Here is a 15,510-nt window from a genome sequence, read left to right as displayed (position 1 = left end):
GAAAACGTTCGTTTTCATATATCGAAGGGGTTTCGGCTCCTTTTTTTCTAGGAGAGAAAGATGTTAGAAAATGGTGATTTGATTTTTGTGAAGGATCTTTCAGATATGGGGCAGGCTATCCAGGCTTCTACTGGGAACTATAGTCATGTAGCCATCTTTTTGGACGGTTTCATCTACCATGCTAGTGGGCAAGCAGGTGTCGTCTGTCAAAAACCGGCTGAATTTTTTGAACCGACTCCTCTTTACGACCTTTATGTCTATCCAAAGCTGGAAGCTGACTTGGTAAAGGAGAGAGCTAGCAAACATTTAGGTGCCCCCTATAATAGCTCGTTTTATCCAGATGGTTCTGGCTTTTACTGCTCCCAGTACATCGCTGAAATCCTACCGATTTTTGAGAGCGTATCGATGAAATTTGGGGATGGAGAGCAGGAGATTAGTGATTTTTGGAGGGACTATTACAGGAAACTCGAACTTCCTGTGCCCCTGAATCAACCAGGGACCAATCCTAGTCAACTAGCAGCATCCCCTCTTTTAGAATGTAAAGAAAGGAATCTTCATGATTCAGATTTTTAATCCCTCTCGTTTGACTCGGCAGCCATTTTTTATAGATTTGGTGGACTATCTGGACCAGCATGACGATGTGATCCTTCGAGAAATCAAGGCCCAGTTTCCAGATGTAGCAGTTGATAAACTCATGGAAGAGTATATAAAGGCAGGCTTGATCCGAAGGGAAAACAAACGTTATTCCCTTAATCTCCCTTTTCTAGAATCAATGGACAGTCTGGTCCTTGACCAAGAGATTTTTGTCAGAGAGGATAGTCCAGTCTATCAAGCTTTGCTGAAAAAGACTTTTGAGACAGAATTGCGCAATCAAACCAATGCAGCCATTTTAGTCGAACATACGGACTTTGCAAGAGAAAAGATGACCTTGTCCAATTATTTCTACAAGGTCAAGAATCAATATCCTTTGACAGAAAAACAGCAAGAACTCTATGCCATTTTAGGAGATGTCAATCCTGAGTATGCTCTCAAATATATGACGACGTTTTTGCTCAAGTTCCTCAAAAAGAACCAGCTTATGCAGAAACGGCGTGATATCTTCGTTGAGAGTTTAGTCGTCTTGGGTTATATTGTTCAAAACGAAGAAGGGAAGTATGAGTTGGCTGTTGATTTCGACAAGGAACGCTTGATTTTCTATTTGTCTTAATTGCTTGCTTTTGAGCAGATTGTTTGACTTTACTAAAGAATAAGCATAAACTAAATGTAAGCGATAACGTTTATCGTATTAAAAGCAAAGGAGACAGAGCTATGTCACTTGAAAATAAATTGGATCAAGCAACTGGTGCTATCAAAGAAGGATTTGGGAAAGTTACTGGTGATAGCAAAACTGAAGCAGAAGGTGCTGTAGAAAAAACAGTTGCCAAAGCAAAAGAAGTTGTAGAAGATGCTAAAGGTGCTGTAGAAGGTGCCGTTGAAGGTCTTAAAAATTCATTTAAAAAAGAAGACTAAAAAAATCAAGGGAATGTTTCCCTTGATTTTTTTTATAGATAACGTTCTGCGATAGCTGCGTCTCCAGGATAGTCTTCTTTCTTTCCTTGGACGATTTGGTAACAATCAGCTCCCTTGCCTGCAATAATCACAGCATCGAGTTCTCGATTTGTGATGGCCATGGCTGCCTTGATGGCTTCTTCACGATCGGCAATCTTTTCAACAGGATGACTGATATAGCTACTGATTTCTTCAGCAATGACCATTGGATCCTCATAGTTGGGGTCATCAGCGGTGAGAAAGACATGAATCTCAGGGTGTTGATTGAGGAGGAGTCCAAAGTCTTTGCGACGACTTTCACCCTTGTTTCCAGTCGAACCGAGAACCAGAGCAATCTTTCCAGTTTGATGAGTTTCAACAACAGAAATCAGTTTTTTCAGACTGTCACCATTGTGGGCGTAGTCGATGAAGACCTTGGCTCCATTTTTCTGAGTGAGAACTTCCATACGTCCAGGGACGCGGGTTGCAGCGATCCCTTTTTTGATATCTTCAAGACTGGCACCTAGACGAAGACAGGCAAGTCCTGCAGCAACTGCATTTTCTTGGTTAAAGTGGCCGATGAGTTGGATATCATAATCACCAGCGAGTTTACCTGTAGCGGAAAAGCTAAAGGCTTTGGAGTTCTCGATTTGGTTACTTGACTGGCTACCATAGAAGTCATGTTCTTGATCTTCCACTTGTTCTTTCAATACAGAAAAATGGTCCATGTCGCTATTAATGACAACTGCTCGGCTATTTTTCATCAAGAGACGTTTGTGGTAGAAGTAATCTTCAAAGCTTGGATGCTCAATCGGACCGATATGGTCAGGAGTGATGTTAAGAAAGACACCTACATCAAAGGTCAGACCATAGACTCGATGAACAAGATAGGCTTGGCTAGAGACTTCCATTACAAGATGGGTTCTTCCATTTTTAACAGCCTGAGCCATCATGTCGAAAAGATCGATATTTTCAGGCGTTGAGAAGGAAGATTTAAAGAAGGTCTCGCCATCCAAAGTTGTGTTCATAGTTGACAAGAGGGCTGTTGGGTAGCGTTGAGATAGGATGTGGTAAGCAAAGTACGCTGCTGTCGTCTTTCCTTTTGTCCCTGTGAAAGCGAGAATTTTGAGTTTCTTTTGTGGATTGCCGTAAAATTCCATCGCAATCAAACTCATGGCTTTTTTGATATCGTTCACAACGATGACGGGGATACCAACCTCGTAGTCCTTTTCTGCGACATACCAGGCTAAGCCCTGACTTATAGCAGATAGGAGGTATTCTTTTTTAAAAGCAGCGCCTTTTGCAAAAAAAAGAGTGCCTTCTTTTACTTTTCGACTGTCGTAACTGATGCTGTCAAAAACAACTTCACTGTAGTTGTAGTGGTAATGTCCTTGGTCAACAATCTCACGAAAAAGGCCATCTTTCTTTAAAATATCTAATACGGTTTCAATCTTAATCATACTTTCTATTATAAACTTCAAGCCCGAATTTTACAAGTAACAAGGAAAAGTTTATAATGGAAGATAAGGAACTTTTCCTAGTTATCAAAATTGAATGAGGAAGCTATGTCTAACGAAAACAATCACCAGCAAGCCCAGATGTTGCGAGGGACTGCTTGGCTAACAGCTAGTAACTTTATTAGTCGCCTCCTTGGTGCTATCTACATTATTCCCTGGTATATCTGGATGGGGACCTATGCTGCTAAGGCAAATGGACTCTTTACCATGGGCTATAATATTTACGCCTGGTTCTTGCTGATTTCGACAGCGGGTATCCCCGTTGCGGTCGCCAAACAAGTGGCTAAGTACAATACCATGCGAGAAGAAGAGCATAGCTTTGCCTTGATTCGGAGTTTCTTAAGCTTTATGACGGGCTTGGGCTTAGTCTTTGCCTTGGTCTTGTATCTCTTTTCTCCCTGGTTAGCAGATTTGTCAGGTGTGGGGAAAGACCTGATTCCCATCATGCAGAGCTTGGCTTGGGCGGTCTTGATTTTCCCATCTATGAGTGTCATCAGAGGATTCTTCCAAGGGATGAATAACCTGAAACCCTATGCTATGAGTCAAATCGCCGAGCAGGTAATCCGTGTTATCTGGATGTTGATGGCAACCTTCTTCATTATGAAGATGGGTTCTGGTGACTACTTATCAGCCGTTACCCAATCGACCTTTGCGGCCTTTGTGGGGATGGTGGCAAGTTTTGCAGTCTTGATTTATTTCCTTGCCCAAGAAGGTTTGCTTAAAAGAGTTTTTGAAACACGGGATAAGATCAATAGTAAGCGACTCTTAGTCGATACCATCAAGGAAGCCATTCCCTTTATCCTGACAGGATCAGCCATTCAACTCTTCCAAATCTTAGACCAGATGACCTTTATCAATAGTATGAAGTGGTTTACTAACTACAGCAATGAAGACTTGGTTGTCATGTTTTCTTATTTCTCAGCCAATCCTAATAAAATTACTATGATTTTAATCTCTGTGGGAGTTTCAATCGGGAGTGTCGGCTTGCCGCTGTTGACGGAAAACTATGTAAAAGGCGACTTGCAGGCGGCGGCTCGCCTAGTCCAAGATAGCCTTACCATGCTCTTCTTATTTCTACTGCCTGCAACGGTTGGAGTGGTCATGGTAGGGGAGCCTCTTTATACAGTTTTTTACGGTAAGCCAGATAGTCTGGCCATGGGCTTATTTGTCTTTGCAGTTTTGCAGTCTACTATCCTAGGCTTGTATATGGTCTTGTCTCCTATGCTTCAGGCCATGTTCCGAAACCGCAAGGCAGTTCTATACTTCATCTATGGTTCCATTGCTAAGATTGTCTTGCAATTGCCAACCATTGCTATTTTCCATAGCTATGGTCCCTTGATTTCAACGACTATCGGTTTGATTATTCCGAATGTCCTGATGTACCGAGACATCTGCCAGGTAACGGGTGCTCGTCGAAAGATTATATTGAAGCGAACCATTTTGATTACCATCTTGACCCTTGTCATGTTTATCCTAGTTGGCTTCTTGCAGTGGCTACTCGGTTTTGTCTTCCAACCAAGTGGACGTTTTTGGAGTTTCCTTTATGTGGCTCTCATCGGAGGGCTTGGAGGAGGTCTTTATGGTTTGATGAGCCTACGGACACGACTCTTAGACAAGATAATCGGCAAAGCTCAAGCAGACCGGCTACGTACACGATTGAAAATATCGTAAAAAGATTTATAAATAAAAGTAATGAATTTAACCTTTCTTTAACAGAAAGGTTTTTATACTACATTTTTCTTAAAAAAAGAGAACTTTTTCTAAAATCAAGAGCAAAAAATATGTTTTTTTAAGTTTTTCTTTAGAAATTACTTGACTAAATAAAACTAAAGCTGTATAATAAGACAAAACTTTTAAACAGGAGGTTCTGGAAATGAAAAAGTCTAAGGCCAAGTATCTGACACTTGCAAGTGTCGTGTTAAGCGCTGGTATTCTACTGAGCGCATGTGGAAATTCAAGTAGCGCTTCTAAAACATATAACTATGTTTATTCGAGCGATCCATCTAGTTTGAACTATCTTGCAGAAAACCGTGCAACAACCAATGACATCGTGACCAATTTGGTGGATGGGTTGATGGAAAATGACCAATACGGTAACTATGTTCCATCGTTGGCAGAGGATTGGACTGTTTCTCAGGACGGTTTGACCTATACTTACAAATTGCGTAAGGATGCAAAATGGTATACTTATGAGGGTGAAGAATACGCCCCTGTAACGGCCCAAGACTTTGTGACAGGTTTGAAATATGCTGCTGATAAAAAATCCGAAGCCTTGTACCTGGTTCAAGACTCTGTAGCAGGTTTGGATGACTATATCAACGGGAAAACAAGTGACTTTTCAACTGTCGGTGTTAAGGCGATTGACGACCAAACAGTTCAGTACACTTTGACACGTCCAGAATCTTATTGGAATTCTAAAACAACTTCAACCATTCTCTTCCCTGTCAATGCAGATTTCTTAAAATCAAAAGGGGATGACTTTGGTAAGGTAGACCCTTCTAGTATTTTGTACAATGGACCTTTCTTAATGAAATCGTTTGTTTCAAAATCTGTTATCGAATTCAAGAAAAATCCCAACTACTGGGATGAAAAAAATGTCTTTGTGGATGGTGTGAAATTGGCCTATTATGATGGTAGTGACCAAGATGCACTAGCACGTAACTTCGTAGAAGGAGTCTATAGCTACGCGCGTCTCTATCCAAATAGCTCAAGCTTTGAAGGAATTAAAGAGAAGAACAAGGATAACATCATCTATAGTATGCAAAATGCAACTTCTTATTACTTGAACTTCAACTTGGACAGAAAATCTTATAACTTCACTTCTAAGTCCTCAGATATCGAAAAGAAATCAACCCAAGAAGCAGTTCTGAATAAAAACTTCCGTCAAGCCTTTAACTATGCATACAACCGTACAGCCTATGGAGCACAATCTCAAGGGGAGGACGGAGCAACAAAGATTATTCGTAACTTGGTTGTACCTCCAACATTTGTAAGCATCAACGGAAAAGACTTTGGCGATGTTGTTTCAGAAAAGATGGTCAACTATGGCCAAGAATGGCAAGGAATCAATTTTGCGGACGCGCAAGACCCATACTACAATCCTGATAAAGCTAAGGCTAAATTTGCAGAAGCTAAGAAAGAATTGGAAGCTAAGGGTGTGCAATTCCCAATCCACTTGGATGTATCAGTTGACCAATCAGCTAAAAAAGGTGTACTTGAAGCGAGCTCTTTGAAACAATCCATCGAATCTGTTCTAGGAGCTGAGAATGTGGTTATCGATATCCAACAGATATCAACAGATGACTTTAACAACTCTAGTTACCTCGCTCAAACTGCAGCTCAAAAAGATTTTGATATCTATAATGGCGGTTGGAGTGCGGACTACTTGGATCCATCAAGTTATCTTGATATCTTAAATGTCAATAACGGTGGTATGTTGCAAAACATTGGTCTAGAACCAGGTGAGGTCAATGACAAGGCTAAGGCAGTTGGTCTGGATACTTACACTCAAATGTTAGAAGAAGCGAACAAGGAGCAAGAACCAGCAAAACGTTATGAAAAATATGCTGAAATTCAAGCTTGGCTCGTTGATAGCGCCCTTGCAATTCCAAACGTTTCTCAGGGTGGAACACCGACCTTGAGAAAGACAGTTCCATTCTCATCACCATTCTCACAAGCTGGAAATAAGGGTGTCGAATCATACAAGTATCTCAAGTTACAAGATAAGACTGTAACGACTGATGAGTATGAAAAAGCTAAAGAAAAATGGCTGAAAGAAAAAGAAGAATCAAATAAAAAAGCCCAAGAAGAACTGGCAAAACACGTTAAATAACCAGTCTATTCAACAGGAAAAACGATAGTTTCTCAAGGAACTATCGTTTTTATATAGTTTGAAACTATAACTAGCTCTTGAAAACAAGAAAATGAGTTAGTAAAAATAAGTGGTACAATAGTTACTATAGATTTGGAGGTATTGTATGAGCAAAGAACTACACATCAACACAATTTTGGCCCAGGCTGGGATCAAGTCAGATGAGGCTACAGGTGCCTTGGTAACACCGCTTCATTTTTCAACCACTTATCAGCATCCGGAGTTCGGTCAGTCTACGGGATTTGACTATACTCGTACCAAAAACCCAACTCGCAGTAAGGCGGAGGAAGTCTTGGCGGCAATCGAATCAGCAGACTATGCCCTAGCGACAAGCTCAGGTATGGCTGCGATTGTACTAGCTTTTAGTGTTTTTCCAGTAGGAAGTAAAGTCTTGGCTGTGCGTGATCTTTATGGAGGCTCTTTCCGTTGGTTCAACCAAGTGGAGCAAGAAGGCCGTTTCCATTTTACCTATGCCAATACAGAAGAAGAGCTAATTGCTGAGTTAGAGAAAGATGTGGATGTTCTCTATATCGAAACACCAACCAATCCCTTGATGTTGGAATTTGATATTGCAAAACTTACAAAACTTGCTCATACCAAAGGTGCCAAGGTAGTGGTGGACAATACCTTCTACAGTCCAATTTACCAACGTCCGATTGAAGATGGTGCGGATATCGTTCTTCATTCTGCTACCAAGTATCTAGCAGGGCACAATGATGTTTTAGCTGGGGTGGTTGTGACTAATAGTTTAGAACTATATGAACAACTGTTCTACAATCTCAATACGACTGGTGCTGTTTTGTCGCCGTTTGATAGTTATCAGTTGATTCGTGGTCTTAAGACCTTGTCTCTGCGTATGGAGCGTTCGACAGCTAATGCACGAGAAATTGTGACCTATCTGAAAGGTTCACCTGCAGTCAAGGAAGTTCTCTATACAGGACGTGGAGGCATGATTTCCTTTAAAGTAGTGGATGAAAAACGTATTCCTCATATTTTAAATAGCCTCAAGGTCTTCTCTTTTGCTGAGAGTTTAGGTGGGGTGGAAAGCCTGATCACCTATCCGACGACTCAAACCCATGCGGATATTCCAGCAGAAGTGCGTCATTCCTATGGCTTAACAGATGACCTCTTGCGCTTGTCAATTGGGATTGAGGATGCCAGAGATTTGATTGCGGACTTGCGACAAGCTTTGGAAGGATAAGATAGATATGGGAAAATATGATTTTACAAGCCTGCCCAATCGTTTTGGGCATCATACCTATAAATGGAAAGAAGCGGAAGCTGATCGAGAAGTTCTACCAGCTTGGATAGCAGATATGGACTTTGTGGTTTTGCCTGAAGTTCGACAAGCTGTACAAGCCTACGCAGATCAGTTGGTCTATGGCTATACCTATGCCAGTGATGCTTTGATTGAGTCGGTTCAGGACTGGGAAGCCAGTCAACACGGCTATCGCTTTGACAAGGATGCCCTCGTCTTTATCGAGGGAGTGGTACCAGCTATTTCAACAGCCATTCAAGCCTTTACAAAAGAAGGAGAGGCTGTTCTGATTAACACACCGGTCTATCCACCTTTTGCACGCAGTGTCAAACTGAACAATCGCAGATTGATTACCAATTCTTTGGTGGAAGAGGATGGGCTGTTTGAGATTGACTTTGACCAGTTGGAGAAGCAATTGGTGGAAGAGGATGTGAAGCTTTATATCCTCTGCAATCCTCATAATCCTGGGGGCCGTGTTTGGGAAAAGGAAGTGTTAGAAAAGATTGGTCATCTCTGCCAAAAACATGGTGTTTTGTTGGTTTCAGATGAGATTCACCAAGATTTGGCTCTCTTTGGTCACAAACACCAGTCATTCAATACCATTGATCCCGCCTTTAAAGACTTTGCTCTTATCTTGAGTAGTGCCACTAAGACCTTTAATATTGCTGGGACCAAGAATTCCTATGCAGTTATTGAAAATCCAAAGCTTCGTGTGGCTTTCCAAAAACGCCAGTTGGCCAATAACCAACATGAAATCTCAGGCTTGGGGTATTTGGCGACAGAAGCTGCCTACCGTTATGGCAAGGACTGGTTAGGAGAGTTGAAAGAAGTCATTGAGGACCACATTTACTATGTAGTGGATGTTTTGGGCAACGAAACCAAGATTAAGGTCATGAAACCGCAAGGTACCTACTTGATCTGGCTTGATTTTTCAGCCTATGACCTAACGGATGACCGCTTGCAAGAGCTTTTGAAGAATGAAGCCAAGGTTATCTTGAATCGAGGTTTGGACTTTGGAGAGGAGGGAACTCTTCATGCCCGCCTCAATGTGGCTATGCCGAAGTCCGTACTGGAAGAGGTTTGCCAACGCATCGTGACCACTTTTGCTACACTTTAAAAATCGAGCCTTCTAGGAGAAAAGTCTTCCTAGAAGGCTATTTTCGTAGGGGAAAATGTGGTATAATGAAAAGATAAGATAAAGGGGTAACTATGGCTAAATTGATTCCGGGAAAGTTGCGCATGGAGGGGGTTGCACTCTATGAAACAGGCAACATTGAGATTATCAAGGAAAAAGGGAATCGCCTCTATACTCGTGTGGCGGGAGAAGACTTGCGCTACAGTTTAGAGGATGATCTGGTTTTTTGTGCTTGTGATTTTTTCCAAAAAAGAGGTTACTGTGTTCACCTAGCAGCGCTCGAGCATTATCTGAAGAATGATGAAGAAGGCCAGGTGATTTTACAAGCCTTAGAAAAAGGACATGAAGAGCAAGAAGAGGTCGAAACCAAGGTTGGTTTTGGTGGTAGTTTTTTGGAGCGGATCCAACCTCAGAAGAGAGAGAAAATCTACACTTTGTCGTCTCAAGGCCAGGTAGAAGCTGGAACCAATCGCCTCCTTTGGACTCTTCGAATCGGTTTAGTTGATAGTCAAAAATATTATGTCATTCGTGACATCCCTCTCTTTTTGAAGGTCTTGGCCCATCGAAAGCCATATATGATTGGGAAACACTATGAAAATGACTTGTCTTGGGATGCTTTTGATACAGCTAGTCAAGAAGTTCTTACTTTTTTATGTGGCTTGATTGAGGAGGGACTGAGTCAAGACCTCTTTTTCCCCAATCAAGGTCGTCACCTCTTTTTCCCTCTGACTTTTTTTGAGCAGGGAGTGGGGTTATTGATGAACTTGGAAGATTTTCATTTCGAACATCAGATTACTAGTTATGAAAATCTTCTCTTTCATGATTTAGATCCAGAAGCAGAGATTTTCTCTTTTTCCGTGCAGGAGTATCTCGATTATTTTGAGATGGAAATTTCTGAGACTGACCGAGTCAACGTATTCTATGGGGGAGCGGTTCTATTTCGTAAGGGGAATCTTTATCTCTTAAATCCTAAACAAATCAGCCTCCTAAAGGAAATCAAGGAGCTTCCTCAGGAGGAAAGAGGGAGAAAATGCCTCCAGTTTGACAACAGTGATCGTGACCGTCTGGCCGCCTGTCTTCCTTTGTTTGGACAGCTGGGCATAGTTTCTGCTCCTGAGCGCTTGCAAATCAGACCCTTTTCACCAATCTTTTACTTTGATAGGGAGGATGACGGCCGCATCCGCTTGGATATCCAGTTTGACTATGGAGATGTTAAGGTGACTAGTCGTCAACAGCTGGAACAATTACCTTTTTCAAGCGATGTTGTCTTGGAAAACCAACTATTTCAAGTCTGTTTAGGGGCTGGTTTTGAGGCTGATTTTCAGTCTTGGAGACAGGCTTTGAAGCCAGAAGCGGTTTATTCTTTCTTTCACCATACGATTCCAGCTTTTGAGAAATTGGGTCAGGTTTCCTTGTCTGATGAGATGAATCAGCTCTACAGTGTCCAAGCTCCTCAGATTCAGATTGAGTCCAAGGGAGGATTGTTGGAAATCCAGTTTGATTTCCAAGGGATTGCCCAAGAAGAGATTGATCAAGCTCTTAAAGCCCTGACCAGCAATCAGAATTTCTATATCAGTTCTTCTGACCAAGTATACTTTTTTGATGAGGAAACCAAGCAGATTCGTCAAAATTTGCAGGAACTGGGTGTTGAGATAAAAGATGGTTCTTTTCAGGCTCGGAAATCTCTAGCTTATAGCCTTTCTCAGTTGTTTGAAGGTCGAGACAGGATTTCCTTCTCGGAAGAATTTCAGCATTTAGCTCATGATTTGACCCATCCAGAGGATTTTCCTCTGGGAGATATACGGGTGCAGGCGAGTTTGAGAGACTATCAGGAAAAGGGTGTCCGTTGGCTCCAGATGCTTCATCACTATGGCTTTGGTGGCATCCTAGCCGATGATATGGGACTGGGAAAAACATTGCAAACTATCGCTTTTTTGACCAGTCAGGTGACCGAAGATAGTCGGATCTTGATTTTGGCTCCGTCAGGTTTGATCTATAACTGGGCAGATGAATTCAGGAAATTTGCCCCACAGTTGGATTTGGTTGTCGTTCATGGTTTGAAAGCGAATCGAGAAGCAATTCTTTCTGAAAATCACCAGATCTATGTGACTAGCTATGCCACCTTTCGTCAAGACAGCGAGCTTTATCAAGAGATGGCTTTTGATTTTCTCTTCTTAGATGAAGCCCAGGTCATGAAAAATGCCCAAACCAAGATTGCTCAGAGTTTGCGCCAGTTTGTGGTGCCAGCAGTTTTTGCTTTGTCAGGTACGCCCATCGAAAATCATTTAGGAGAGTTGTGGTCTATCTTCCAAATTGTGCTACCGGGGCTCTTACCAAGTAAAAAGGAGTTTATGAAATTACCGGCTGACCGAGTCGCGCAGTTTATCAAGCCTTTCGTCATGAGGCGTAAGAAAGAAGAAGTTCTTACAGAACTACCTGACCTGATTGAAGTCGTCTATAAAAATGAACTGGAAGACCAGCAGAAGGCCATCTATCTAGCCCAGTTGCAACAGATGCGAGACCGCCTAGCGCAAGTGACAGATCAAGAATTCCAGAGAAGTCGGGTAGAAATCTTATCTGGACTCATGCGATTGCGCCAGATTTGCGATACGCCAGCTCTCTTCATGGACGATTACCAGGGAGCTAGTGGTAAATTGGATAGTCTCCGAGATTTATTGCTACAAGTGGCTGATGGTGGGCATCGGGTCTTGATTTTCTCCCAGTTCAAAGGAATGTTGGAAAAAATCGAGCAAGAACTCCCAGACTTGGGCTTGACCTCCTTCAAAATCACAGGTTCAACTCCTGCTCATGACAGACAGGAGATGACTAAGGCCTTTAACCAAGGGGAGAGAGATGCCTTTCTCATCTCCCTTAAGGCGGGTGGTGTTGGTCTCAATCTAACGGGAGCTGATACGGTTATTTTGGTTGACCTTTGGTGGAATCCCGCTGTCGAAGCCCAGGCTATCGGACGAGCCCACCGCATGGGGCAGGAGCAGATGGTCGAGGTCTATCGTTTGATTACCAAAGGAACCATTGAAGAAAAAATCCAAGAACTTCAAGAACAAAAGAAACATTTGGTTTCCCAAGTTTTAGATGGTACGGAGTCGCGTGCGAGTCTCAGTCTGGCAGAAATTCGTGAAATTTTGGGAATTTCTGAAGCCAGCACTTGAAAAATCAAGACAATACGCTATAATGAAGTGTTGAAAGGAAATACAAAATGAAACAAGATCGATTTCCATTGGTGTCAGATGATGAGATCATGCTGACCAAAATGCCAGTCATGGACTTGTACGATGAGTCAGACTTTATTAGCAATATCAAAGGTGATTACCGCGATAAGAACTATTTGGAATGGTCTCCTATCAATGAGGAAGAAACCGTAGTTTCTCCAGTGGTTACTAAGGAGTCAAAGTCAAGCCCAGAACCTAAAAAAGTTGAAAAAACGTATGCTGAATTGGCTCGAGAAGAGGCGCGTGCGGACTTGAAGAAGAAACGCTCAGCCAAGTATTTGACTCAAGATGTTAGTCATACTAGACGACACAATGGTTCAACACTTGTTCGTCAAGGAAACCAACCAACAGCGCCATTTCAAAAGGAAAATCCAGGTGAGTTTGCCAAATTTAGTAAAAACTTGAGCCAGTCTCACTATATCTTAGCTGAGGAGGTTGGCCAAGTGGCGAATCCAACTCCGAAAACCCAAATGGAAAAAGCTAAAAAGAACAACTATGATTTTCTAAAGAAGAGTCAGATCTATAATAAAAAGAATAAGCAAACAGAACAGGAACGTCAGGTTGCCCAAGAGTTGAATCTGACAAGAATTACTGAGTAGGGGGAAAAGCATGTCAAAAACATATCATTTTATTGGAATCAAGGGATCAGGGATGAGTGCCCTAGCCTTGATGTTGCACCAAATGGGACACAAGGTTCAAGGTTCAGACGTTGAAAAATACTACTTTACTCAACGTGGACTAGAGCAGGCAGGGATTGCGATTCTTCCTTTTGATGAAAAGAACCTACAAGGTGATGTGGAGATTATCGCGGGGAATGCTTTCCGTCCAGATAACAACGTTGAAATCGCCTATGCAGATCAAAATGGTATCAGCTACAAACGTTACCACGAATTCTTAGGTAGCTTTATGCGCGACTTTGTCAGCATGGGAGTGGCAGGAGCACATGGAAAAACTTCAACAACAGGTATGCTGTCACACGTCTTGTCTCACATCACAGACACCAGCTTCTTGATTGGTGACGGGACAGGTCGCGGCTCAGCCAATGCCAAATATTTTGTCTTTGAGTCAGACGAATATGAGCGCCATTTCATGCCTTACCACCCAGAATACTCTATCATCACCAACATTGACTTTGACCATCCAGACTACTTCACAAGTCTAGAGGATGTTTTCAATGCCTTTAACGACTATGCTAAACAAATTACCAAGGGTCTTTTTGTCTACGGTGAAGATGCAGAATTGCGTAAAATTACGTCTGATGCACCAATCTACTATTATGGTTTTGAAGCAGAAGGCAATGACTTTGTAGCTAGCGATCTCCTTCGTTCTACGACTGGTTCAACCTTCACCGTTCATTTCCGTGGTCAAGAATTGGGACAATTCCACATCCCAACCTTTGGTCGTCACAATATTATGAATGCGACAGCAGTGATTGGATTGCTTTACACAGCAGGATTTGATTTGAACTTGGTGCGTGAACACCTGAAAACATTTGCTGGTGTTAAGCGTCGTTTCACTGAGAAAATTGTCAATGACACGGTGATTATCGATGATTTTGCCCACCATCCAACAGAAATCATTGCAACCTTGGATGCTGCTCGTCAAAAATACCCAAGCAAGGAAATCGTGGCAATCTTCCAACCGCATACCTTTACAAGAACCATTGCCTTGTTGGACGAATTTGCCCATGCTTTGAATCAAGCAGACGCCGTCTACCTAGCGCAAATCTATGGATCAGCCCGTGAAGTGGACCATGGTGATGTCAAAGTAGAAGACTTAGCCAATAAAATCAACAAGAAACACCAGGTTATCACTGTTGAAAATGTCTCTCCACTCCTAGACCATGACAATGCTGTTTACGTCTTTATGGGTGCAGGAGACATCCAAACCTATGAATATTCATTTGAACGTCTCTTGTCTAACTTGACAAGCAACGTCCAATAAGGAAAACAGATGGAAATTCCAATCACTATAAGGCAAGCTACCTTATCAGATTTAGAAGAAATGTTGGCGATTGAAGAAGCCAATCCTTCATCAGAAGAGTCACTTAGCCGCCAATCTTTAGAAGAGAGTATCCGCAAGACTGCGGGTACCTTTCTTGTAGCTGGGGATGAAAATCAGCTCGTGGGCTATGTTTTGGGAGAAGCTCAGTCTATTCATCCCAAATGGATAGAAGTAAAATCCTTGACTATTCATCCTGACCATTGGGGACAGGGACTGGGAACTCTTCTTCTTGCAGCCTTGAAACAGGTGACAGTCGAACTAAATCACCAAGGTATTCTTTTGCAGAGTCCTGATGAACTACTATCATATTTTGAAATGAATGGCTTTGTTGAAGAAGAAGTGTCAGAGAGTCATTATGGCAGTGGTTCTGAATGGTATCTGATTTGGGGCAATCCTTTTTATCAGGAGGAAATATGAAAATCAGACAAGCAAGATTTTCAGATTTAGATCGGATTATAGAGATAGAGCTAGAGAATTTTTCCCTTGAGGAAGCCATTCCTCGTTCGGTCTTTGAGGCCCATTTGCAGGAAATTCAGACCAGTTTTCTGGTAGCTGAAAAAGAGGGGCGTATTCTTGGTTATATCGAAGGTCCAGTCGTTCCGCACCGCCATCTACATGATCAGTCCTTTACAGAAGAAATAAAAGACTATAGCCATCAACCTGGAGGTTATATTTCTGTGACTTGCCTATCTATTGCCAAGGAAGCACAAGCTTTGGGAGTGGGGAAAAGACTATTAAAGGCTCTGAAAGAAGTCGCTTTAGAACATGAACGAGAGGGCATTAATCTGACGTGTCATGATTACCTTATCGCCTATTATGAAAAGCACGGCTTTGTTAATGAAGGAATATCCCAGTCAAACTTTGCTGGGGAAACATGGTATGATATGGTCTGGCAGCCTGAAAATAAAGAAAACTAGCTAGGGAATGCCCTAGTTGGTTGCTTTTCTGCGACTTTTAAGATATAATAT

Annotated in this window: 13 protein-coding genes; 12 read left to right on the top strand and 1 reads right to left on the bottom strand. The window is 42.1% G+C overall.

The window, feature by feature from the left end; genetic code table 11:
* The first annotated feature begins 60 nt into the window (after window positions 1-60).
* The 3 genes from ACORHV_RS06200 (at window position 61) to ACORHV_RS06190 (ending at window position 1,509) form a co-directional block, all read left to right on the top strand.
* Window positions 61-573, top strand: coding sequence for a YiiX/YebB-like N1pC/P60 family cysteine hydrolase (locus tag ACORHV_RS06200; RefSeq protein WP_434397819.1), 513 nt, complete (start codon window positions 61-63; stop codon window positions 571-573).
* Window positions 557-1,207 (top strand): DUF1803 domain-containing protein, encoded by a 651-nt coding sequence (locus ACORHV_RS06195; protein WP_247930936.1) that lies wholly within the window; start codon window positions 557-559, stop codon window positions 1,205-1,207. The genes ACORHV_RS06200 and ACORHV_RS06195 overlap by 17 nt, the downstream gene beginning before the upstream one ends.
* 101 nt (window positions 1,208-1,308) lie before the next feature.
* Window positions 1,309-1,509 (top strand): CsbD family protein, encoded by a 201-nt coding sequence (locus ACORHV_RS06190; protein ID WP_000051178.1) that lies wholly within the window; start codon window positions 1,309-1,311, stop codon window positions 1,507-1,509.
* A 32-nt stretch (window positions 1,510-1,541) separates the two neighbouring features.
* Here ACORHV_RS06190 and ACORHV_RS06185 read toward each other — a convergent pair whose 3' ends face one another.
* On the bottom strand, window positions 1,542-2,987 hold the full coding sequence (locus ACORHV_RS06185; protein ID WP_247930937.1) for a UDP-N-acetylmuramoyl-L-alanyl-D-glutamate--L-lysine ligase: 1,446 nt from the start codon (window positions 2,985-2,987) through the stop codon (window positions 1,542-1,544).
* Between the two features lie 105 nt (window positions 2,988-3,092).
* Here ACORHV_RS06185 and ACORHV_RS06180 point away from each other — a divergent pair, with 105 nt between their 5' ends.
* The 9 genes from ACORHV_RS06180 to ACORHV_RS06140 all read left to right on the top strand — a co-directional run bounded on the left by ACORHV_RS06180 (window position 3,093) and on the right by ACORHV_RS06140 (window position 15,459).
* Entirely contained in the window at window positions 3,093-4,715 is a 1,623-nt protein-coding gene (locus tag ACORHV_RS06180; protein WP_000064205.1) for a putative polysaccharide biosynthesis protein, read from the top strand.
* Between the two features lie 202 nt (window positions 4,716-4,917).
* The gene (locus ACORHV_RS06175; protein WP_000748537.1) at window positions 4,918-6,876 is read left to right on the top strand and encodes a peptide ABC transporter substrate-binding protein; all 1,959 of its coding nucleotides are present in this window, start codon (window positions 4,918-4,920) and stop codon (window positions 6,874-6,876) included.
* Window positions 6,877-7,021: 145 nt separating this feature from the next.
* Window positions 7,022-8,116, top strand: coding sequence for a cystathionine gamma-synthase (locus ACORHV_RS06170; protein ID WP_000031952.1), 1,095 nt, complete (start codon window positions 7,022-7,024; stop codon window positions 8,114-8,116).
* A 7-nt stretch (window positions 8,117-8,123) separates the two neighbouring features.
* Complete coding sequence (locus ACORHV_RS06165) at window positions 8,124-9,290, top strand: MalY/PatB family protein (protein WP_254726111.1); 1,167 nt, start codon at window positions 8,124-8,126, stop codon at window positions 9,288-9,290.
* Window positions 9,291-9,382: 92 nt separating this feature from the next.
* The gene (locus tag ACORHV_RS06160) at window positions 9,383-12,478 is read left to right on the top strand and encodes a DEAD/DEAH box helicase (RefSeq protein ID WP_434397814.1); all 3,096 of its coding nucleotides are present in this window, start codon (window positions 9,383-9,385) and stop codon (window positions 12,476-12,478) included.
* A gap of 47 nt (window positions 12,479-12,525) precedes the next feature.
* Entirely contained in the window at window positions 12,526-13,137 is a 612-nt protein-coding gene (locus ACORHV_RS06155) for a cystathionine gamma-synthase (protein ID WP_125389092.1), read from the top strand.
* A gap of 10 nt (window positions 13,138-13,147) precedes the next feature.
* Complete coding sequence (gene murC / locus ACORHV_RS06150) at window positions 13,148-14,482, top strand: UDP-N-acetylmuramate--L-alanine ligase (protein WP_125389093.1); 1,335 nt, start codon at window positions 13,148-13,150, stop codon at window positions 14,480-14,482.
* A gap of 9 nt (window positions 14,483-14,491) precedes the next feature.
* Window positions 14,492-14,959, top strand: a complete 468-nt coding sequence (locus tag ACORHV_RS06145; protein ID WP_434397812.1) for a GNAT family N-acetyltransferase — start codon at window positions 14,492-14,494, stop codon at window positions 14,957-14,959.
* A complete protein-coding gene (locus tag ACORHV_RS06140) occupies window positions 14,956-15,459 on the top strand; it encodes a GNAT family N-acetyltransferase (RefSeq protein ID WP_206283918.1) in 504 nt (167 codons plus the stop codon). Before ACORHV_RS06145 ends, ACORHV_RS06140 begins: the two co-directional genes overlap by 4 nt.
* Window positions 15,460-15,510: the final 51 nt, after the last annotated feature.

Source organism: Streptococcus sp. KHUD_016 (assembly GCF_051106465.1).
In the GTDB taxonomy this organism is placed as follows: Bacteria; Bacillota; Bacilli; order Lactobacillales; family Streptococcaceae; genus Streptococcus.
The sequence above is the reverse complement of the archived record's forward strand: the minus strand, read 5'-3'. Positions and strand labels throughout refer to the sequence as shown.

What these genes read in the sequence shown, in the direction of transcription:
- ACORHV_RS06200 (WP_434397819.1), top strand. Translation starts at nt 61, where the DNA reads ATGTTAGAAAATGGTGATTTGATTTTTGTGAAGGATCTTTCAGATATG.
- ACORHV_RS06195 (WP_247930936.1), top strand. Translation starts at nt 557, where the DNA reads ATGATTCAGATTTTTAATCCCTCTCGTTTGACTCGGCAGCCATTTTTT.
- ACORHV_RS06190 (WP_000051178.1), top strand. Translation starts at nt 1,309, where the DNA reads ATGTCACTTGAAAATAAATTGGATCAAGCAACTGGTGCTATCAAAGAA.
- ACORHV_RS06185 (WP_247930937.1), bottom strand. Translation starts at nt 2,987, where the DNA reads ATGATTAAGATTGAAACCGTATTAGATATTTTAAAGAAAGATGGCCTT.
- ACORHV_RS06180 (WP_000064205.1), top strand. Translation starts at nt 3,093, where the DNA reads ATGTCTAACGAAAACAATCACCAGCAAGCCCAGATGTTGCGAGGGACT.
- ACORHV_RS06175 (WP_000748537.1), top strand. Translation starts at nt 4,918, where the DNA reads ATGAAAAAGTCTAAGGCCAAGTATCTGACACTTGCAAGTGTCGTGTTA.
- ACORHV_RS06170 (WP_000031952.1), top strand. Translation starts at nt 7,022, where the DNA reads ATGAGCAAAGAACTACACATCAACACAATTTTGGCCCAGGCTGGGATC.
- ACORHV_RS06165 (WP_254726111.1), top strand. Translation starts at nt 8,124, where the DNA reads ATGGGAAAATATGATTTTACAAGCCTGCCCAATCGTTTTGGGCATCAT.
- ACORHV_RS06160 (WP_434397814.1), top strand. Translation starts at nt 9,383, where the DNA reads ATGGCTAAATTGATTCCGGGAAAGTTGCGCATGGAGGGGGTTGCACTC.
- ACORHV_RS06155 (WP_125389092.1), top strand. Translation starts at nt 12,526, where the DNA reads ATGAAACAAGATCGATTTCCATTGGTGTCAGATGATGAGATCATGCTG.
- murC (WP_125389093.1), top strand. Translation starts at nt 13,148, where the DNA reads ATGTCAAAAACATATCATTTTATTGGAATCAAGGGATCAGGGATGAGT.
- ACORHV_RS06145 (WP_434397812.1), top strand. Translation starts at nt 14,492, where the DNA reads ATGGAAATTCCAATCACTATAAGGCAAGCTACCTTATCAGATTTAGAA.
- ACORHV_RS06140 (WP_206283918.1), top strand. Translation starts at nt 14,956, where the DNA reads ATGAAAATCAGACAAGCAAGATTTTCAGATTTAGATCGGATTATAGAG.